18 protein-coding genes, 1 rRNA gene and 1 pseudogene are annotated in these 18,610 nt (G+C 71.5%); 6 read left to right on the top strand and 14 right to left on the bottom strand.

What is annotated here, in order from left to right; all coding sequences use genetic code 11:
- Nucleotides 1-94 precede the first annotated feature (94 nt).
- Both AC07FT_RS36130 and AC07FT_RS36125 read left to right on the top strand, forming a co-directional pair.
- A pseudogene (locus AC07FT_RS36130) lies at nt 95-313 on the top strand (SDR family oxidoreductase); the annotation flags it as partial.
- Nucleotides 314-353: 40 nt separating this feature from the next.
- Nucleotides 354-974 carry a nucleoside/nucleotide kinase family protein gene (locus AC07FT_RS36125; protein ID WP_471202746.1) on the top strand — a complete coding sequence of 207 codons (621 nt, stop codon included), beginning with the start codon at nt 354-356 and terminating at the stop codon, nt 972-974.
- Nucleotides 975-991: 17 nt separating this feature from the next.
- Here AC07FT_RS36125 and hemB read toward each other — a convergent pair whose 3' ends face one another.
- From hemB to AC07FT_RS36100, 5 genes are read right to left on the bottom strand one after another with little or no spacing between them, the layout of a single operon-like run.
- Nucleotides 992-1,996: a porphobilinogen synthase gene (gene hemB / locus AC07FT_RS36120; RefSeq protein ID WP_471202744.1), complete on the bottom strand. Its 1,005-nt coding sequence runs from the start codon at nt 1,994-1,996 to the stop codon at nt 992-994.
- On the bottom strand, nt 1,993-3,657 hold the full coding sequence (locus AC07FT_RS36115; RefSeq protein ID WP_479180393.1) for a bifunctional uroporphyrinogen-III C-methyltransferase/uroporphyrinogen-III synthase: 1,665 nt from the start codon (nt 3,655-3,657) through the stop codon (nt 1,993-1,995). Before AC07FT_RS36115 ends, hemB begins: the two co-directional genes overlap by 4 nt.
- Complete coding sequence (gene hemC, locus AC07FT_RS36110; RefSeq protein ID WP_471202741.1) at nt 3,654-4,652, bottom strand: hydroxymethylbilane synthase; 999 nt, start codon at nt 4,650-4,652, stop codon at nt 3,654-3,656. Before hemC ends, AC07FT_RS36115 begins: the two co-directional genes overlap by 4 nt.
- Complete coding sequence (locus tag AC07FT_RS36105; protein ID WP_471202739.1) at nt 4,649-6,115, bottom strand: glutamyl-tRNA reductase; 1,467 nt, start codon at nt 6,113-6,115, stop codon at nt 4,649-4,651. Before AC07FT_RS36105 ends, hemC begins: the two co-directional genes overlap by 4 nt.
- Complete coding sequence (locus tag AC07FT_RS36100) at nt 6,112-6,918, bottom strand: redox-sensing transcriptional repressor Rex (RefSeq protein WP_479180392.1); 807 nt, start codon at nt 6,916-6,918, stop codon at nt 6,112-6,114. The genes AC07FT_RS36105 and AC07FT_RS36100 overlap by 4 nt, the downstream gene beginning before the upstream one ends.
- Nucleotides 6,919-7,224: 306 nt before the next feature.
- On the opposite strand from AC07FT_RS36100, the gene AC07FT_RS36095 reads away from it, so the two are divergent.
- The 4 genes from AC07FT_RS36095 to AC07FT_RS36080 all read left to right on the top strand — a co-directional run bounded on the left by AC07FT_RS36095 (nt 7,225) and on the right by AC07FT_RS36080 (nt 11,286).
- A complete protein-coding gene (locus tag AC07FT_RS36095; protein WP_254746520.1) occupies nt 7,225-7,512 on the top strand; it encodes a glutaredoxin family protein in 288 nt (95 codons plus the stop codon).
- A 103-nt stretch (nt 7,513-7,615) separates the two neighbouring features.
- Nucleotides 7,616-8,539 (top strand): HAD family hydrolase, encoded by a 924-nt coding sequence (locus AC07FT_RS36090; protein WP_471202736.1) that lies wholly within the window; start codon nt 7,616-7,618, stop codon nt 8,537-8,539.
- Between the two features lie 496 nt (nt 8,540-9,035).
- Entirely contained in the window at nt 9,036-9,842 is an 807-nt protein-coding gene (locus AC07FT_RS36085) for an ECF subfamily RNA polymerase sigma factor, BldN family (protein WP_431776728.1), read from the top strand.
- 217 nt (nt 9,843-10,059) lie between these two features.
- Nucleotides 10,060-11,286 carry a DUF5667 domain-containing protein gene (locus AC07FT_RS36080; protein WP_479180390.1) on the top strand — a complete coding sequence of 409 codons (1,227 nt, stop codon included), beginning with the start codon at nt 10,060-10,062 and terminating at the stop codon, nt 11,284-11,286.
- Between the two features lie 292 nt (nt 11,287-11,578).
- Here the strand turns inward: AC07FT_RS36080 and AC07FT_RS36075 are convergent, their stop codons facing one another.
- The 9 genes from AC07FT_RS36075 to rrf all read right to left on the bottom strand — a co-directional run.
- On the bottom strand, nt 11,579-12,640 hold the full coding sequence (locus tag AC07FT_RS36075; protein WP_471202734.1) for a lysophospholipid acyltransferase family protein: 1,062 nt from the start codon (nt 12,638-12,640) through the stop codon (nt 11,579-11,581).
- A 14-nt stretch (nt 12,641-12,654) separates the two neighbouring features.
- The gene (locus tag AC07FT_RS36070; RefSeq protein WP_471202733.1) at nt 12,655-13,701 is read right to left on the bottom strand and encodes an NAD-dependent epimerase/dehydratase family protein; all 1,047 of its coding nucleotides are present in this window, start codon (nt 13,699-13,701) and stop codon (nt 12,655-12,657) included.
- Nucleotides 13,702-13,926: 225 nt separating this feature from the next.
- Nucleotides 13,927-14,025, bottom strand: a complete 99-nt coding sequence (locus AC07FT_RS36065; protein ID WP_003948845.1) for a 30S ribosomal protein bS22 — start codon at nt 14,023-14,025, stop codon at nt 13,927-13,929.
- A gap of 129 nt (nt 14,026-14,154) precedes the next feature.
- Nucleotides 14,155-14,364, bottom strand: a complete 210-nt coding sequence (locus AC07FT_RS36060) for a helix-turn-helix domain-containing protein (RefSeq protein WP_014053989.1) — start codon at nt 14,362-14,364, stop codon at nt 14,155-14,157.
- A gap of 128 nt (nt 14,365-14,492) precedes the next feature.
- Nucleotides 14,493-15,308 carry a phosphatase gene (locus AC07FT_RS36055; protein ID WP_471202732.1) on the bottom strand — a complete coding sequence of 272 codons (816 nt, stop codon included), beginning with the start codon at nt 15,306-15,308 and terminating at the stop codon, nt 14,493-14,495.
- Nucleotides 15,309-15,391: 83 nt separating this feature from the next.
- A complete protein-coding gene (locus AC07FT_RS36050; protein ID WP_471202731.1) occupies nt 15,392-16,564 on the bottom strand; it encodes an acetoin utilization protein AcuC in 1,173 nt (390 codons plus the stop codon).
- On the bottom strand, nt 16,533-17,753 hold the full coding sequence (locus AC07FT_RS36045; RefSeq protein WP_479180388.1) for an MFS transporter: 1,221 nt from the start codon (nt 17,751-17,753) through the stop codon (nt 16,533-16,535). The genes AC07FT_RS36050 and AC07FT_RS36045 overlap by 32 nt, the downstream gene beginning before the upstream one ends.
- A 25-nt stretch (nt 17,754-17,778) precedes the next feature.
- Entirely contained in the window at nt 17,779-18,435 is a 657-nt protein-coding gene (locus AC07FT_RS36040) for an HAD family hydrolase (protein ID WP_479180386.1), read from the bottom strand.
- 89 nt (nt 18,436-18,524) lie between these two features.
- Nucleotides 18,525-18,610 (bottom strand): 5S ribosomal RNA (gene rrf, locus AC07FT_RS36035); the annotation flags it as partial.

Here is an 18,610-nt window from a genome sequence, read left to right as displayed (position 1 = left end):
CCAACCGCTGCGCCGCCAACCCTCACACAGACCCCAGACCTGAGCATCGCGTGGTGCTACACGCCACCTGGCCGTAGCTATACGAGAACAGGGCCGTGTCAACGCGGTGGCGCCCGGCACCACCATGACCGAGATGATCGAGGCGTGGGCCGAGCGTTCGCCCGGGGTCGTCGACCAGCTCAACGCCCGCACCCCGCTGCGCCGCCCCGCCGAACCGGCCGAGATCGCCGAGGCCGCGGCCTGGCTGCTCAGCGACCGCGCCTCCTATGTCACCGGTGCGGTGCTGCCGGTCGACGGCGGTATGCGAGCCTGAGGCCCACCGCTCCCGCCCCCGTTGTTCCGAAGGCGCCGCCATGACCCCCCAGGACCTGCTGGACCGCGCCGAACGGCTGGCCGCCCCCGGCACCCGCCGGCTGCTCGGTATCGCCGGACCTCCCGGCGCCGGGAAGACCACCCTGGCCGGACGGCTGGTGGACGCGCTCGGCCCGGAGCGGGCCGTCCTGGTCCCGATGGACGGCTTCCACCTGGCCGACGCGGAACTGCGCAGACTCGGCCTGCTGGACCGCAAGGGCGCCCCCGAGACCTTCGACCCGTACGGCTACACCGCACTGCTGCGGCGGCTGCGTGCGCCCCGGTCCGGGGAGACGGTGTACGCGCCGGGGTTCGACCGCGAGCTGGAACAGCCCCTGGCGGGCGCGGTGCCGGTGCCACCCGAGGTGCCGCTGGTGATCACCGAGGGGAACTACCTGCTGCTCGACGAGGGACCGTGGCGTCCGGTGCGCGGACTGCTGGACGAGACCTGGTGGATCGAGCTGGACGGCGAGGAGCGGGTGCGCAGGCTGATCGACCGCCATGAGCGGTTCGGCAAACCGCGGCCGGAGGCCGAGCGGTTCGTACTCCGCTCCGACGAGGCCAACGCCCGCCGGGTGGCACCCGGGCGGGCGGTGGCCGATCTCGTGGTCAGGGGCGGATGACCGGCCCCGGCCGGGGGTTACTCCCCGCGGTTCAGCCGCTGGGCGGCCTCGGTGGCCCAGTAGGTGAGGATCATCCCGGCGCCCGCGCGCCGCACGGACGTCAGGGTCTCCATGATCGCCCGGTCCCGGTCGATCCAGCCGTTGGCCGCGGCCGCCTCGACCATCGCGTACTCACCGGAGATCTGGTACGCCGCCACCGGTACGTCCACCGCGTCGGCGATCCGCCGCAGGATGTCCAGGTAGGGCAGCGCGGGCTTCACCATGACCATGTCCGCGCCCTCGGCGAGGTCCAGTTCCAGTTCCCGCAGCGCCTCACGGGCGTTGGGGGTGTCCTGCTGGTAGGTCTTGCGGTCGCCCTTGAGCGAGGAGCCGACCGCCTCGCGGAAGGGACCGTAGAAGGCGGAGGCGTACTTGGCGGTGTAGGCCAGGATCGAGACGTCCTGGTACCCGGCGCCGTCCAGGGCCTCGCGGACCACGCCGACCTGGCCGTCCATCATCCCGCTGGGGCCCACCGTGTGGACGCCCGCGTCCGCCTGCACCCGCGCCATCTCGGCGTAGCGCTCCAGCGTGGCGTCGTTGTCCACCCGGCCCTCGGCGTCCAGGACACCGCAGTGGCCGTGGTCGGTGTGCTCGTCCAGGCACAGGTCCGACATGATCACCAGGTCGTCGCCGACCTCGGCCCGGACATCCCGGATGGCCAGCTGAAGAATCCCGTCCGGATCGGTGCCGGGCGTGCCGACGGCGTCCTTCTTGGCCTCCTCCGGCACTCCGAACAGCATGATCCCGCCGATGCCCGCCTCGACGGCCTCGGCGGCCGCCTTCCGGAGGGTCTCCCGGGTGTGCTGGACCACGCCCGGCATCGACGCCAGCGGCACCGGCTCGCTCACGCCCTCCCGCACGAACGCGGGCAGGATCAGCTCCGCCGGATGCAGCCGGGTCTCGGCGACCATCCGCCGCATCGCCGGTGTGGTGCGCAGCCGACGCGGCCGCGCCCCCGGGAAACCGCCGTACCTGGCTGTCACGAGCGTGCCCTCCTCCTCGATCCCGGCCGCCGCTCGCTCGGGCGGGTGACCGGATCCCCGTTCTCGATCGCGGCCTGGCGCCGCGCGGCCCCGAAGTCCGCGAGCGCCTCGGCCAGTTTGAGCACCGAGGGCTCGGGCGACAGGACGTCCACCCGCAGACCGTGCTCCTCCGCGGTCTTCGCGGTGGCCGGGCCGATACAGGCGATGACGGTGACGTTGTGCGGCTTGCCCGCGATGCCGACCAGGTTCCGCACGGTGGACGACGAGGTGAACAGCACCGCGTCGAACCCGCCGCCCTTGATGGCCTCACGGGTCTCGGCCGGCGGCGGCGAGGCGCGCACGGTCCGGTACGCGGTGACGTCGTCGACCTCCCAGCCCAGCTCGATCAGCCCGGCGACCAGGGTCTCGGTGGCGATGTCGGCACGCGGCAGGAAGACGCGGTCGATCGGGTCGAAGACCGGGTCGTACGGCGGCCAGTCCTCCAGCAGCCCGGCCGCGGACTGCTCACCGCTGGGCACCAGGTCCGGCTTGACGCCGAACTCGATCAGCGACTTGGCGGTCTGCTCACCGACGGCCGCGACCTTGATCCCGGCGAACGCGCGGGCGTCGAGCCCGTACTCCTCGAACTTCTCGCGCACCGCCTTGACCGCGTTGACCGAGGTGAAGGCGATCCACTCGTAGCGCCCGGTGACCAGACCCTTGACTGCGCGCTCCATCTGCTGCGGGGTGCGCGGCGGTTCGACCGCGATGGTCGGCACCTCACTGGGCACCGCGCCGTAGCTGCGCAGCTGGTCGGAGAGCGAGGCGGCCTGCTCCTTGGTCCGCGGGACCAGGACCTTCCAGCCGAACAACGGCTTGGACTCGAACCAGGACAGCTGGTCGCGCCGTTCGGCCGCGCCCCGCTCGCCCACCACGGCTATCACCGGCTGGGCACCCTGCGGCGAGGGCAGCACCTTGGCGGACTTCAGCACCTGGGCGACGGACCCGAGGGTCGCCGTCCAGGTCCGCTGGCGGGTGGTGGTGCCCGCGACGGTCACGGTCAGCGGGGTGTCCGGCTTGCGGCCGGCGCTCACCAGCTCCCCGGCCGCGGCGGCGACGGTCTCCAGGGTGGCGGAGACCACGGCGGTGGCGTCCGAGGAGCCGACCTCGCTCCAGCAGCGCTCGTCCGCGGTCCGCGCGTCCACGAAACGGACGTCGGCGTTCTCGGCGTCCCGCAGCGGCACGCCCGCGTAGGCGGGCACGCCCACCGCGGCGGCGATGCCCGGCACCACCTCGAAGACGATGCCCTCGGCGGCGCAGGCGAGCATCTCGTCGGCGGCGTACCCGTCGAGACCGGGGTCGCCCGCGACGGCGCGGACGACCCGCTTGCCGCCGCGCGCGGCCGACATGACAAGATTGGCGGTGTCCCGGAGTACCGGAACATCAGCGGCGCTTGACGAACCGTCAGCGTCCGCCTGTTGCGGAGTGCCCTGCGCCTCCGCGGCCACCCCCGGCCTGACGTGTGCGCGCACCACTTCGAGCACATCAGGGTCGGCGATCAGTACGTCGGCGGTGGCAAGTGCCTCCACGGCGCGCAGCGTCAGCAGGCCCGGGTCACCCGGTCCTGCGCCGAGGAAGGTGACCTGCCCGCAGCCGGGGTGGTTCGGGGCGGTGGGGTTCAAAGTGCTCGCTCCCCCATAAGACCGGCCGCACCCTTCGCGAGCATCTCGGTGGCGAGTTCGCGACCCATGATCTGAGCCTGCGACACGGCCTCACCAAGCGAAGCGGGTACGGGACCGGTGGTGGACAGCTGCACCAGCGCTGAGCCGTCGGTGGTGCCGACGACGCCGCGCAGGCGCATTTCGGTGACATCCTGAGCGTCGCCCAGCAGGTCGGCCAGCGCGCCCACAGGTGCGCTGCAGCCGGCCTCCAGGGCGGCGAGCAGGGTTCGCTCGGCGGTCACGGCGGCCCGCGTGTGCGGGTCGTCGAGCTCGGCGAGCAGGGCAGCGAGGTCCGCGTCGGACGCGGCACATTCGACTGCCAGAGCCCCCTGGCCGGGGGCGGGCAAAATGTGGTCGGCGTCGAGGAGCTCGGTCGCCTCGCCGATCCGCCCCATGCGGATCAGGCCGGCGGCGGCGAGCACCACGGCGTCCAGTTCCCCCGAACGCACATAGCCGATACGGGTGTCGACATTGCCGCGGATCGGCACCGTCTCGATGTCGAGGCCGAACGAGCGGGCCCACGCGTTGAGCTGGGCCGCGCGGCGGGGCGAGCCGGTGCCTATCCGGGCGCCCGCCGGGAGTTCGGCGAAGGTGAGCCCGTCACGGGCGATCAGCGCGTCGCGCGGGTCCTCGCGGCGCGGTATCGCGGCCAGCACCAGACCCTCGGGTTCGGCGGTCGGCAGGTCCTTCAGCGAGTGCACCGCGAAGTCGATCTCACCGCGCAGCAGCGCCTCGCGCAGCGCGGAGACGAATACGCCGGTACCGCCGATCTGCGCGAGCTGCTCCCGCGAGGTGTCGCCGTAGGTGGTGATCTCGACCAGTTCGACGGGGCGTCCGGTCAGCTTGCGCACCGCGTCGGCGATCAGGCCGGACTGGGCCATGGCCAGCTTGCTGCGACGGGTGCCCAGTCGCAGCGGCGCGGTGGAGGTGGCGGGGGTGGCGGGGGTGGCGCTCATGCCCGGCCTCCCTTCGGGTCGTTCGGTTCGGCTGTGCCGCGTGCGGGGGCGGCACCGGGGCCGCCCGCGTCGGCGCGGCTGACGGCGGCGACCGCCTGGGGGTCGAGGTCGAACAGCTCACGCAGGGCGTCCGCGTATCCGGCGCCGCCCGGGGTGCTCGCCAGTTCCTTGACCCGCACGGTGGGCGCGTGCAGCAGCTTGTCGACGACCCGCCGCACGGTCTGCGTGATCTCGGACCGCTGCTTGTCGTCCAGGTCGGGAAGACGTCCCTCGAGCCGGGCGACCTCGCTCGCGACGACATCTGCCGCCATGGTACGCAGCGCGACCACGGTGGGCGTGATGTGCGCGGCGCGCTGGGCCGCGCCGAAGGCGGCGACCTCGGCGGAGACGATGGAGCGGACCAGGTCGACATCGGCGGCCATCGCCCCGGCGGCCGGGCCCGAACCGCCGGCCGGGGTGGCGGCGGCCTCGGCGAGCGACTCGATGTCCACCAGCCGCAGACCCTCGACCCGGTGGGCCGCGGCGTCGATGTCCCGGGGCATGGCCAGGTCCAGCAGCGCGACGCGGTCCTCGTCGCCGGGGCCCGCCGAGGGGCAGGCAGCGCGCTGGGCGAGGGCGGTGCGCAGTTCGTCGGCGGTGAGCACCAGGCCGGTGGCGCCGGTGCAGGAGACGACGATGTCGGCGTGCGGCAGCTCGGCGGCCACCCGGTCCCGCGGTACGGCGCGGGCGACCAGCCCGGCGACCCGGACCGCGTCGGTGGCGGCGTGCTGCTCGGCCAGCGACTCGGCGAGCCGCAGCGCCCGCTCCAACGTCCTGTTGGCGATCACCAGTTCTGCCACACCGGCGCGCGCGAGGGTCGCGGCGGCCAGCGAGGACATCGAGCCCGCGCCGATCACCAGCGCGCGCTTGCCCGTGGCCCAGTCCGCCACCGGAACCGGTCCGGCCAGCTGCTCCAGGCCGAAGGTCACCAGCGACTGCCCGGCCTTGTCGATACCGGTCTCGCTGTGCGCCCGCTTGCCGACCCGCAGCGCCTGCTGGAAAAGGTCGTTGAGCATCCGGCCCGCGGTGTGCAGCTCCTGTCCGAGCGCCAGCGCGTCCTTGATCTGGCCGAGGATCTGGCCCTCGCCGACGACCATCGAGTCCAGTCCGCAGGCCACCGAGAACAGGTGGTGGACGGCCCGGTCCTCGTAGTGCACGTAGAGATAGGGGGTGAGCTCGTCCAGACCGACGCCGGTGTGCTGGGCGATCAGCGTGGACAGCTCGGCCACCCCGGCGTGGAACTTGTCCACGTCGGCGTAGAGCTCGATGCGGTTGCAGGTGGCCAGCACCGCGGCCTCGGTGGCGGGCTCGGCGGCGAGGGTGTCCTGCACCAGCTTCGCCTGCTCGTCCCCGACCAGGGCGGCGCGCTCCAGCACGCTCACGGGCGCGCTGCGGTGACTCAGTCCGATGACGAGGAGACTCATGCCGGCATCACGGCGGGTACGTCCCCGTCAGGTCCCTGCCGGCCGCTGCTGTCGGCGCCGGGGCCGCCCGCGGCCGTCCGGTGCGGGGCCACGGGGGGCTGCGGAACGGCGTCCGCGCCCTCCTCGTGACCGGTGGAGTCCTCGCCCGCCTTGCGCTGCTCGTGGAAAGCCAGGATCTGGAGCTCGATGGAGAGGTCGACCTTGCGCACGTCCACGCCGTCCGGAACGGACAGCACGGTGGGCGCGAAGTTGAGGATGGAGGTGATGCCCGCGGCGACGAGCCGGTCACAGACCTGCTGGGCCGCGCCCGCCGGGGTGGCGATCACACCGATCGACACACCGTTGTCGTCGATGATCTTCTCGAGCTCGTCGGTGTGCTGGACCGGGATGCCCGCGACGGGCTTGCCCGCCATCGCCGGGTCGGCGTCGATCAGCGCGGCGACGCGGAAGCCACGGGAGGCGAAGCCGCCGTAGTTGGCGAGGGCGGCGCCGAGGTTACCGATACCGACGATCACCACGGGCCAGTCCTGGGTGAGGCCGAGCTCCCGCGAGATCTGGTAGACGAGGTATTCCACGTCGTAGCCGACCCCACGGGTGCCGTACGAACCGAGATAGGAGAAGTCCTTGCGGAGCTTGGCCGAATTGACTCCGGCCGCGGTCGCCAGCTCCTCGGAGGACACCGTGGGCACCGAGCGCTCGGAGAGCGCCGTCAGGGCACGCAGATACAGCGGTAGCCGGGCGACGGTGGCCTCGGGAATCCCTCGGCTTCGGGTCGCCGGTCGGTGAGTTCGGCCAGTTGCCACGGTGCTCCTGCGGGTAGAGCGGGGCTGCGGGCGGGCCACAGTTCCATGACCGCCCCATCGACAGCAGGCTATGTCTTTGTGAACGCGTGCACAAAGATGGTGTCCGCTTTGTCCGAGCAAAGTGACCGGTGTCACGCGCCTTTTCCGGCCGCGCCCGGAACCACGACCTGCGTCGCACCGTTCCCGGCGGGCACATCCGCACCCGGGGGGCGTCGACGGGAGCACAGGCTCTCACTCCTCACCTTTTTACCCCCGGACACCAACAAATCGCCCACGATCGTAAACGACCCCGAGGACCCGGGCACAATGGCGAGCATGAGTCCCCTGCTGCGCCGCACCCCCCGCAAGAATCCCACCGAGCGCACGGTGACGCTGATCGGCAAGCCCGACTGTCATCTCTGCGAGGACGCCGAGGCCGTGATCGAGAAGGTCTGCGGCGAGCTGGGCACCCCCTGGGAGAAGAAGGACATCACCCAGGACGAGGAGCTGTACCGCAAGTACTGGGAGCAGATCCCGGTGATCCTGGTGGACGGCGCCCAGCACGACTTCTGGCGGGTGGACCCGAAGCGGCTGCGGACCGCACTGGGCGGCTGATCCGCCGCTGGTCCGGCGGCCGCCGCCCCCCTTTCGCGTAACCTGAATCGTCCCGACACCCGGGCGTAACGGGATGGGCCGCACCGCTGGCTATGCTCCCTTCATGGCCGCACTGGGATGGTTCACCCGCCGTCGACGACCCGCCACGGAGCGGAGCGTCCTCGCCGGAGAGGCGTCGGCCGAGGCGGCGCGCAAGTCGTCGGCCGAGACTCCCCCGCCGCAGCCCGCCGCGGAACCGGAGTTCCCCGTCGTCGGGGATGAGAGAGCCGCCGCCTTCTTCGATCTCGACAACACGGTCATGCAGGGTGCCGCCCTCTTCCACTTCGGCCGCGGCCTGTACAAGCGGCACTTCTTCCGCAAGCGCGAACTGGCCCGCTTCGCCTGGCAGCAGACCTGGTTCCGGATGGCGGGCGTCGAGGACCCGGCGCATATGGAGGACGTGCGCAGCAGCGCGCTGTCCATCGTCAAGGGTCACCGGGTCTCCGAGCTGATGTCGATCGGCGAGGAGATCTACGACGAGTACATGGCGGACCGCATCTGGCCCGGCACCCGGGCGCTGGCCCAGGCGCACCTGGACGCCGGACAGCGGGTCTGGCTGGTGACCGCGGCCCCGGTCGAGACCGCGACGATCATCGCCCGGCGGCTGGGGCTGACCGGGGCACTGGGCACCGTGGCCGAGTCCGTCGGCGGGGTCTACACCGGCAAGCTGGTCGGCGAGCCGCTGCACGGCCCGGCCAAGGCGGAGGCGGTGCGGGCGCTCGCCTCGGCCGAGGGGCTGGACCTGGCCCGCTGCGCGGCGTACAGCGACTCCGCCAACGACATCCCGATGCTGTCGATCGTGGGCCACCCGTACGCCGTGAACCCGGACGGACGGCTGCGCGAACACGCCCGGGAGAACGGCTGGCGGCTGCGCGACTACCGCACCGGCCGCAAGGCGGCCCGGATCGGCATCCCGGCGGCGGCCGGAGTGGGCGCGGTGGCGGGGGGCACGGCGGCCGCCGTGGCGCTGCACCGGCGCCGTCGCTGACCGCGCTCCGGCGCACTCCCTCACCCCGGCTCGCGCTGAACCCCGCGGCCCGCTCCCACCAGCGGTGACGGCTGCCCGCGACCGAGCGCGCACACGGCTGACCGAGCACGGTCAGGACTGACCGCTGATCGCACTGCGTGACGGCATGCCCATCGATACGGAGCGTCACCGACCGACCGCGACCATCCTGTTTCAGTCATTCCGCACTTCCTACCCCACAGCGCCCCCGCCAGTCCCCTTACCGCCGGTTTGTCACAACACGCCATGTAATCGCACAGGGTGGGGAACTTTCCGATCAAAATCCGCCCCCCGTTCGATAATTGATGCGTCATCAATCCATAACGGAGTGAACGGAAACGATGATTTGAGCAACGGGGTGTAGTGCCGCCTATACGAAGCGTTATTCTCCTTAGACGCAAACCGGTACCCACGCGTCCCTACGGCGGGTGAACGGTCCCGTACTGCACGTGATGGAAGCTCTGCCTCTGGGAGTCCCGTGTACCCACACGTCGGGGTTGACGCCTCGGGCCTGGCTACGCTGCGCGCAACGGTCCTCGACTGTCTGCGCGGCTTCGTCCCCACCGCGTATGCCGTCCCCGCGCTCGCCACGCCCGCGCCCGTCAGCCCATCCGTCGGCGCGGTCCATCAGCCCGGCCGGGCCAGCTCCTGCTATGCCCTGGCCGACGGCGGCGCGGCGGTGGGCAGACGCTCCCGCGGCGGCGCCTCCACCGCCCGCCGACCCAGCGCCGACAGCGACAGCCGCCGGATGATGGACCTGGTCGAGCGCGCCCAGTCGGGCGAGGCCGAGGCCTTCGGCCGGCTCTACGACCAGTACGCCGACACCGTCTACCGCTATATCTACTACCGCGTGGGCGGCCGGGCCACGGCCGAGGACCTCACCAGTGAGACGTTCCTGCGCGCCCTGCGCCGTATCGGCACCTTCACCTGGCAGGGCCGTGACTTCGGCGCCTGGCTGGTGACGATCGCCCGCAACCTCGTCGCCGACCACTTCAAGTCCAGCCGCTTCCGGCTGGAGGTCACCACCGGCGAGATGCTCGACGCCAACGAGGTCGAGCGCAGCCCGGAGGACTCCGTCCTGGAGTCACTGTCCAACGCGGCCCTGCTGCAGGCGGTGCGCAAGCTCAACCCGCAGCAGCAGGAGTGCGTGACGCTCCGCTTCCTCCAGGGGCTCTCGGTCGCCGAGACGGCCCGGGTGATGGGGAAGAACGAAGGTGCGATCAAGACCCTTCAGTACCGGGCCGTGCGCACCCTGGCCCGGCTCCTTCCGGACGACGCGCGCTGACCGGCGTCCAGGGCCTCACGGTGACGGTTCCGGCACGCCCGGTCAGCTCCTCGGGAAGGCGTAACCCCGGTGCTGCGCCGCTCGTTGTGGGGGATGCAGGCGCCTTGTGGTCGTACCCTGCCCGTACCCACTCACTCGATCGGGTGGACCCACGGGTGGGAAGGAACCTTCGGGTGTCCTGGGGAGTCGACCGTCACGACGAGAGGAGGTGCCGCCTGTGATCGCGAACGTATCGGCACACCGGCGGGCGAACGCCTTCGCCAAGGCCCTGGAGGCCCTGGAGGCCCTGGAGAGCAAGCACCAGGCCACCCGGGACGAGACGCCGCACCCACAACCCGGCTCATCGGCGGAGAGCGCCGAGCAGAGACGGATGGTGGCCCTGGCGAGCGGGCTCGGCGAATTGCCGGCACCGGCATTGGACCCCGAGGTCAGGATCACACAGCGGGCCCAGCTGATCGCCGCCATGGAAGCGGCCTTCGCCGAAGGCGCGCCACGCGTGCCCGAGCAGCGCCGCCGCCCCGGCGGCGCCCACCGCGCCAAGCCGCCGGTGTCCAGACTGCGGCCCCGTTCGCGCTGGTCCAAGGGGCTCGCGGCCGGGGGGCTCACGGTCGGGGTCGCGGCGGGCGCGTTCGGCGGGGTCGCCGCGGCCAGTTCGGACGCCCTGCCGGGCGACACCCTCTACGGGTTCAAGCGCGGCATGGAGGACCTGAAGCTGGAGATGGCGGACGGCGACTCCGCGCGGGGCCGGATCTACCTGGACCAGGCGTCCACGCGGATGAGCGAGGCACGGCGGCTGATGGAGCGGGCCCGTTCCGGCGAGCTGGACCACGATTCGCTGCGGGAGATCCGCCGCGCGCTGTCCGGTATGCGCCATGACGCCTCCGAAGGCCACCGGCTGCTGCACCAGGTCTACGAGCGCGAGGGTTCGCTCGGTCCGATGCAGGAGCTGTCCTCCTTCGCCAAGGCGCACCGCGAGGGCTGGAGCAAGCTCCGCGAGAAGCTGCCGTTGCAGCTCGCGGACGTGGGGGACGAGGTGAGTTCGGTCTTCGCCGCCATAGACCAGGAGGTCGGACCGCTCCAGCCGCTGCTGCCCACCACCAAGGACCAGCGGAGCCAGTCGCGCCAGCCGGGCGGCGAGACACCGCAGCGCTCCGGCGGGACCACGGAGGACCGCTATCCGTCGTCGTCCTCGGCCACCCCGAGCGGCGGCCGCACCGGCGAGGCCAGTCGGCCCGGTCCGTCGTCCCCCGCCGTCTCCGAGGACCAGGGGCTGATCGGCGGCGCGGGCGATCTGCTGGACCCGCCGTCGGGCGGGGTGACCCCGAGCCCGTCCCCGGGCCGCGGCGACACCGGCAGCAAGCCGACGCAGCCGGACATCACCATCCCGCCGCTGCTGCCCGACCTGCTGCCGGGCCTCGACCTGGACGGCGACGACACGAGGTGACACGGCCGGGGCCGGGGGTGACGCGCCAAGCGCCCGCCCCCGGCCCCGGCGGGCCTCACCAGCGTCGGCCGCCTGCGCCGGACTCCGTCCGCCGGTCGCCCGACAGACCCCCACCCGCGCGGTGGCCTGGCCTCAGAAGAACACCGACCGGCGCTGCACCAGCAGCTTGGCCCCTCCTCCTGGCCGCCCTCGCATGGCTCGGCCCCCGGCGGGCCTCACCAGCGTCGGCCGCCTGCGCCGGACTCCGTCCGCCGGTCGCCCGACAGACCCCCACCGGCGCGGTGGCCTGGCCTCAGAAGAACACCGACCGGCGCTGCACCAGCAGCTTGTAGAGGGTGTGCTGGATCGTTTCTCGTACCTGGTCGGTGAGGTTGAACATCAGCATCGGGTCGTCCGCCGCCTCCGGCGGATGCCCGTCCGTCGGGATCGGCTCACCGAACTGGATCGTCCATTTCGTCGGCAGCGGCACCGCGCCCAGCGGCCCCAGCAGCGGGAAGGTCGGCGTGATCGGGAAGTACGGCACACCCAGCAGCCGCGCCAGCGTCTTCGCGTTCCCCACCATCGGGTAGATCTCCTCCGCGCCCACGATCGAGCACGGCACGATCGGCGCCCCGGCGCGCAGCGCCGTCGAGACGAAGCCGCCACGGCCGAAGCGCTGGAGCTTGTAGCGCTCGGAGAACGGCTTGCCGATCCCCTTGAAGCCCTCCGGCATCACCCCGACCACCTCGCCGCGCTCCAGCAGCAGCTGGGCGTCCTCCGCGCAGGCCAGGGTGTGACCTGCCTTGCGGGCCAGCTCGTTGACGACCGGCAGCATGAAGACCAGGTCCGCGGCGAGCAGCCGCAGATGGCGCTCGGCCGGGTGGTTGTCGTGCACCGCGACCTGGAGCATCAGCCCGTCCAGCGGCAGCACCCCGGAGTGGTTGGCGACGACCAGCGCGCCCCCGCTGTCCGGGATGTTCTCGATGCCCTTCACCTCGACCCGGAAGTACTTCTCGTACATCGGGCGCAGCAGTGACATCAGAACCTGGTCGGTGAGGTCCTCGTCGTAGCCGAAGTCGTCGACCTCGTAGTCCCCGGTGATCCGGCGGCGCAGAAAGCTCAGCCCGTGGGCGAGTCTGCGCTCCCAGTCGCCACCGCCGGGGGCGCGCTTGGGCGGGTGCGGCGGCACCGGCGGCACCGCGGACGCCGCCGTGGTGGCCTCGGCGGCCTCGTCGGTGCCCCGCTCGAGCTCCTCGTCGCGCTGCTGCGGCACCGGCTTCAACGAGCCCTGGGACCGCTTGGCGCGGCCCGGCCGGGGGCCCTTCCGCCGGGACCGCGGTTCCTCACCGAACGGAATGACCTTGGCATCCGCCATGGTGGCTGCGCTCCTCAGTTCTGGGCGGCGCCGGCGGGCAGCAGCCCGGCGAGCCGGTCGACGGTTCGGGCGAGGGTCTCGGGCGGGAGCAGCCCGGGACCGCGGCTGTGCGCGAAGTCCGCGAAGGCGCCGGCGGTGGTGTGCTCGGGTGCGAAGCCCAGGGTCTCGCGCATCTGGTTGGTGGCCACGACCCGGCCGTGGGTGAGCAGCCGGACCTGCTCGGGCGAGAAGTCCGTGACGCCGAGGGACCGCAGCGCGCTGCGGGCCCAGCGGAGGGTGGGCAGCAGCAGCGGCAGGGTGGGGCGGCCGAGCCTCCGGGCGGCCTGGGACAGCAGCAGCACCCCGTCCCCGGCGATGTTGAACGTCCCGCTGTTGAGGGTGCCGCGGCGGGGCTCGGAGGCGGCGATCCGCAGCACCTCGATGGCGTCCTTCTCGTGCACGAACTGGAGCCGGGGGTCGTAGCCGATCACGGTGGGGAGCACCGGAAGCGCGAAGTACTCGGCGAGCGGGGAGTCCGCGCACGGCCCCAGGATGTTCGCGAAGCGCAGCACGCAGACGGCGACATCGGGGCGGCGCCGGGCGAAGCCGCGGACATATCCCTCGACCTCGACGGTGTCCTTGGCGAAACCGCCGCTGGGCAGTGACTTGGGGGGCGTGGTCTCGCTGAAGACGGCGGGGTCGCGGGGCGCCGAGCCGTACACATTGGTACTGGACTTGATCACGAGCCGCTGGACCGACGGTGCTTTCTGGCAGGCACCGAGGAGCTGCATGGTGCCGATGACGTTGGTCTCCTTGACCGACGCCCGGTTGCCGCGGGCTCCCAGCGGGGTGCCGTTGATGTCCATGTGGACGACGGTGTCGACGCCGAACTCGGCGAGGAGCTTCCCGATCGTGGGGTGGCGGATGTCTGCCCGGACGAAGTCGGCGCCGCCGAGGTGGTGTTCGGGTGCGACGGCGTCCACGCCGATCACCCGGTCGACATCGGGCTCACGCTGTATGCGCCGTACGAAACGGCCCCCCAGCTGGCGTGCGACTCCGGTGACGAGCACGACCTTTCCCAAGATCAGCGCCTTCCTTCCCACCCTCGTCCGAGCCGGGCTGTGCCGAACACCGTAACCGGTCGATGTTGCGCTGTGATGACCACTCGCCGCGCGGACCGGCGTTTTAAGCCGTGGTCAGGGCTGTGACCGGGGTCACGGCCCTGACCACGGCTGAAGTCGCCAATACACACCGCAGCCCTCCCACCGGCGGTGGAAGGGCTGCGGGACGAACACAGCGTCGCTTGCTTACTTCTTGTTGCGACGCTGGACGCGCGTGCGCTTGAGCAGCTTGCGGTGCTTCTTCTTAGCCATCCGCTTGCGCCGCTTCTTGATAACAGAGCCCACGACTACCCTCGCTCACTTCGATTCACTCGGTGCGGGGCGTCCGAGCCCACACGACCTACATCGGGCCAGCCTACCCGGCACCGAGCGAACCACGTAATCCGAGGGTCCTCCCCGGGCCCGGGACCGGACCTAAGCGGACTCCACCCCCACATAGGACTCGCGGAGGTACTCATGAACCGCTTGCTCTGGGACCCGGAAGGACCTGCCCACCCGGATCGCCGGCAGATGACCGCTGTGCACCAAGCGGTACACGGTCATCTTGGACACTCGCATCACCGAGGCGACTTCCGCCACGGTCAGAAACTGAACCTCGTTCAGAGGCCTTTCGCCAGCAGCCATGACACACCTGAACCTTCCGCACATGTCGGGCACCGGCTTCCCCTCCGGTGACTCCTGGTCGCATGCGCGCTCCTCCCCAGGTTAGGGGCGCGTGATGCAAGTGGGGAAGAGGAGTAGCTATCGGACGCCTACTGTGACAGACACGCCCGATTGAGTACATAGCGAGTGAGCGGCCGGTAGCAACCAGGCCGCACAGCGTCATCAAGCGGAACGGCGACCGACACCCGCCCCTCAGCCTCCCCGACGAACAGCGCGGGGTCGTCGGTGTCACCCAGCCCCACCGCCTCAAAGCCCAGCTGACCTGCTCCGCAGACCCATCCGTGGTCACCGATCACCAGCCCCGGCAGAGCGCCGCCGGACGCCGCGGCGCAGCCGAGCGCGACCCGAACCGGGAGCGGGGAGTGGCTGTGGGCGCCCGGCTCACTCGGGCTCGGGCGGGCGCCGGGCGCCCGCACCATCGCGACTCCTCGTACGTAGGCGAGCTGGTACATACGTACCCCGAACCGGGTCGTTATGTCGACACATCTACCCTGTCCGGGGGTGAGGATCCGGCAGCCGGCCGCCGACAGTGCGGACGCCAACGAGGCGTAGAACCCCAGGAGACGGTGGGGGTGGCCGGTGCCGAGCAGCACCGGGAGGCGGGCCCGGGCGACGGCGTGCAGCCGGTCCGCGAAGGCATCCAGAGCGTTGATCGTCCGCTCGGGATCGATCACATCGTGACCTGAAGTGTGAGAAGGGTTGACCGAAACCCCACATTTGTCGCCCATCAGTCGAAGCAACTCCAGGAATGACCAGTCGCTTTCGGGCTCCAATCCGAGCAGCACGCGGGGGTCACGGGCCGCGAAGTGCCGGTAGCGGCGCAGGCTCTCCTCCCGGCTGGTCGACACCGGTCCGGCGAGCCGCGCCGCCAGCAGATGCGCACGCAGCGAGGCGGTACTCAACACATCCACGATGCTGGCGGATCATGACCGTCCGCTGCCGGGGAACGGCCCGAGACCCCACGGTTGGCCTAACGGCGGCCCGCCCGCTACGGCAGCAGACCGTGGTGCGGGAACACCGCGCGCCGGGTCGCCAGGATCGACTGGTCCAGCCGGTCCGCCGGGTCGTAGCCGAACTCGGCGAACTCCCGCCAGCGCGGCTCCCGTCCGTCCGTCATCCGCCGCGGCGCCTCCAGCCGCGTCCGCCGGTAGACCTCCCGCCGCCAGTCCTCCGGCACCTCGGTCTCCGGGGCCAGCGGACGCCCGGCCGCGATCGCCACCAGATGCGTCCACGACCGCGGCACCACCTCCACCACCGCGTAGCCGCCGCCCCCGAGCGCGATCCACCGGCCGTCGGCGTACTCGTGCGCCAACTGGTGAAGGCTCTCGGCGACCGCCCGCTGCGCGTCCACGGTCACCCCCAGATGGGCGAGCGGATCCTCGACATGAGTGTCCGCGCCGTGCTGGGTCACCAGCGCCTGCGGCCGGAACGCGGCCAACAGCTCGGGCACCACCGCGTGGTAGGCCCGCAGCCATCCGGCGTCCCCGGTACCGGCCGGCAGCGCCAGGTTCACCGCGCTGCCCTCGGCGTTCTCCCCTCCGGTCTCCTCGGGCCAACCGGTCTGCGGGAACAGGGTGCGGGGGTGCTCGTGCAACGAGATCGTCAGCACGCGCGGATCGTCCCAGAACGCCGCCTGCACACCGTCTCCGTGGTGCACGTCGACGTCCACGTACGCGACCCGCTCGGCGCCCAGCTCCAGCAGCCGGGCCACGGCGAGGGCGGCGTCGTTGTAGATGCAGAACCCGGAGGCTCCCCCGGGCATCGCGTGGTGCAGACCGCCCGCGAAGTTCACCGCGTGCAGCACCTCCCCGCGCCAGACGCTCTCCGCGGCGCCCACCGACTGCCCGGCGATCAGTGCCGACGCCTCGTGCATCCCCGCGAACGCCGGGTCGTCCATCGTGCCCAGGCCGAACGAGCCGTCCGCGGAGGCCGGATCGGCCGACGCCCGCCGCACCGCGTCGATGTACTCCTGGCGGTGCACCAGCCGGAGCGTCGAATCACCGGCCGCCTTGGCGGCCACCACCCCGACCGCGCGATCCAGCCCGTACGCCTCGACCAGGCGCATGGTCAGCGCGAGCCGGACCGGGTCCATCGGATGCCCGGTGCCGAAGTCGTATCCGGTTACTGCCTCATCCCACATCAACTGTGCGCGGCCGCTCATGACCGTCACCGTATCTGGCGGGTACAGGAGCGAACGACCGCGCATACAGCATCGTCGCGAGCACGAGCGCCATCGGCACCAGCATCGCGCCCCGATAGCTCCACGCGCCGCCGAGTGCGCCCACGAGCGGTGAGCCGACCAGGAAACCGACGTAGTTGAAGATGTTCAGACGGGCGACGGCGGCGTCGGACGCGCCCGGGAAGAGCCGCCCGGCGGCCGCGAAGGTCTGCGGCACCAGGACGCACAGGCCCAGCCCCAGCAGCAGGAAGCCGACCATGCCCACGGCGGGGCCGGGCGCCGTCGCGACCACCGCGAACCCCCCGGCGGCCAGCAGGGTTCCGGCCCGGACCACCGTGACGGCACCGAACCGCCGCACCCCGAGGTCGCCGAAGGAGCGGCCGAGGAGCGTGGTCACCATGTAGAGGTTGTACGGAAGGGTGGCGAGCTGCTCGGAGCTGTGCAGCACGTCCTCCAGGTACTTGGCGCTCCAGTTGGAGACGGTCGAATCGCCGATGTAGGTGAACGCCATGACCAGGCAGAGCGGCATCAGCGGTTTCATGCTCAGCGGGGTATCGGCGGCAGCAGGAGCCGTTGGTGACGTCGGCACGGCCGGCTCCCGCCGGTCCACGAACCAGCGGCCGGCCACGAACGCGAGGGGGACCAGGAGCGCGACCGCCGGTGCGTAGAGCGCGGGCAGCGGCAGCTCCTCGTGGGCGCCGGCCCAGGCCGCGGTGGCACCCGTGATCCCGCCCAGGCTGTACGCCGCGTGGAAGCCGAGCATGATGCTCCGCCCGTACAGGCGTTGCAGGCTCACCCCGAGCATGTTCATGGAGGCGTCGAGCGCGCCGACGGTCAGGCCGAACACCCCGAGCGCGACGGCGGCTTGCCACAGGGCCGTCCCGGAGCCCGCCGCGAGCAGGGCGAGGGAGACGACGGGCTGCACCCAGCGGAGCACCTGGCCCGGCCGCACCCGCCTCACCAGGTACTCGGTGCCGACGCTGCCCAGGCCCGCGAGGACCGGCACCGCGGCGAGGAACGCGGGCAGCAGCCCGTCGGATATCCCGTAGCGGTCCTGGAGCGCGGGTATCCGGGTCACCAGCAGAGCGAAGATCGCGCCCTGGACGAAGAAGCTGAGGGCCAGTGCCGTCCGGCCGTGTCTCAGACGCGGGGTCGGGCGCGAATCCGTCATGGCCGTGGAGCGTACGGCCAGGGCCCTACTTGTGGGTAGACGCCAGCAGCTGGGGAAGTTCGGCCATGTCGGAGAAGAGGGCCTGCGCGGCCGCCAGCCTGTCGGCCGGGGTCATCGCCGTGAAGCCGTACACGTCCATCTCGGCGGCCACGGCGGCCTGCACACCGAGTGGGCTGTCCTCGATGACCGCGCAGTGCGGGGGCGCCACGCCCATCCGCTCGGCGGCATACAGAAAGAGATCGGGGGCGGGCTTGCCGCGGCCCACGTCCTCGGAGCTGAAGATGCGCTCCTCCCCGAAGAGTTCATAGAGCCCGGTCTTCCGCAGGGCGACCCGGATGCGCTCATGGCTTCCGGACGAGGCGACGCAGAACGGGACGTTGTCGGCACGAAGCTTCTCCAGCACGGTCCGGACGCCGGCCACCGGCTCCAGCTCACGGCGGAAGGCATCGAAGACCCGGCTGTGGAAGGTGGAGTCGAAGTCGGCGGGAAGCCGCTGTCCGGTGCGGGCCAGGACCAGTTCATGGATGCGGTGCATGGCGGAGCCCATGTAGTCGCGTATGGAGTCCTCGTAGCTGGTGGGGTGACCCAACTCGGTGAGATAGGCGGCAAGATGCCGATTGGAGATGGGCTCGCTGTCGACGAGCACCCCGTCGTTGTCGAAGATGACCAGGTCATAGCGCATGACGCCAGACTACAAAGCGGACGCGAACCGGCAACGCAAAAAAGCCCGGTCGGGAGACAATGCTCCCAACCGGGCCTCTTTGAATGATTGTTCGGCGGCGTCCTACTCTCCCACAGGGTCCCCCCTGCAGTACCATCGGCGCTGAAAGGCTTAGCTTCCGGGTTCGGAATGTAAC

The organism is Streptomyces sp. NPDC045899 (assembly GCF_056431485.1).
The sequence above is the reverse complement of the archived record's forward strand: the minus strand, read 5'-3'. Positions and strand labels throughout refer to the sequence as shown.

Bases quoted from the DNA above. Each gene is read 5' to 3' on its own strand.
- AC07FT_RS36050 (WP_471202731.1), bottom strand. From the start codon at position 16,564: ATGAGCGGCCGCGCACAGTTGATGTGGGATGAGGCAGTAACCGGATAC.
- hemC (WP_471202741.1), bottom strand. From the start codon at position 4,652: ATGAGCGCCACCCCCGCCACCCCCGCCACCTCCACCGCGCCGCTGCGA.
- AC07FT_RS36040 (WP_479180386.1), bottom strand. From the start codon at position 18,435: ATGCGCTATGACCTGGTCATCTTCGACAACGACGGGGTGCTCGTCGAC.
- AC07FT_RS36125 (WP_471202746.1), top strand. From the start codon at position 354: ATGACCCCCCAGGACCTGCTGGACCGCGCCGAACGGCTGGCCGCCCCC.
- AC07FT_RS36060 (WP_014053989.1), bottom strand. From the start codon at position 14,364: ATGGCTGCTGGCGAAAGGCCTCTGAACGAGGTTCAGTTTCTGACCGTG.
- AC07FT_RS36090 (WP_471202736.1), top strand. From the start codon at position 7,616: ATGGCCGCACTGGGATGGTTCACCCGCCGTCGACGACCCGCCACGGAG.
- AC07FT_RS36075 (WP_471202734.1), bottom strand. From the start codon at position 12,640: ATGGCGGATGCCAAGGTCATTCCGTTCGGTGAGGAACCGCGGTCCCGG.
- AC07FT_RS36045 (WP_479180388.1), bottom strand. From the start codon at position 17,753: ATGACGGATTCGCGCCCGACCCCGCGTCTGAGACACGGCCGGACGGCA.
- AC07FT_RS36105 (WP_471202739.1), bottom strand. From the start codon at position 6,115: ATGAGTCTCCTCGTCATCGGACTGAGTCACCGCAGCGCGCCCGTGAGC.
- AC07FT_RS36095 (WP_254746520.1), top strand. From the start codon at position 7,225: ATGGCGAGCATGAGTCCCCTGCTGCGCCGCACCCCCCGCAAGAATCCC.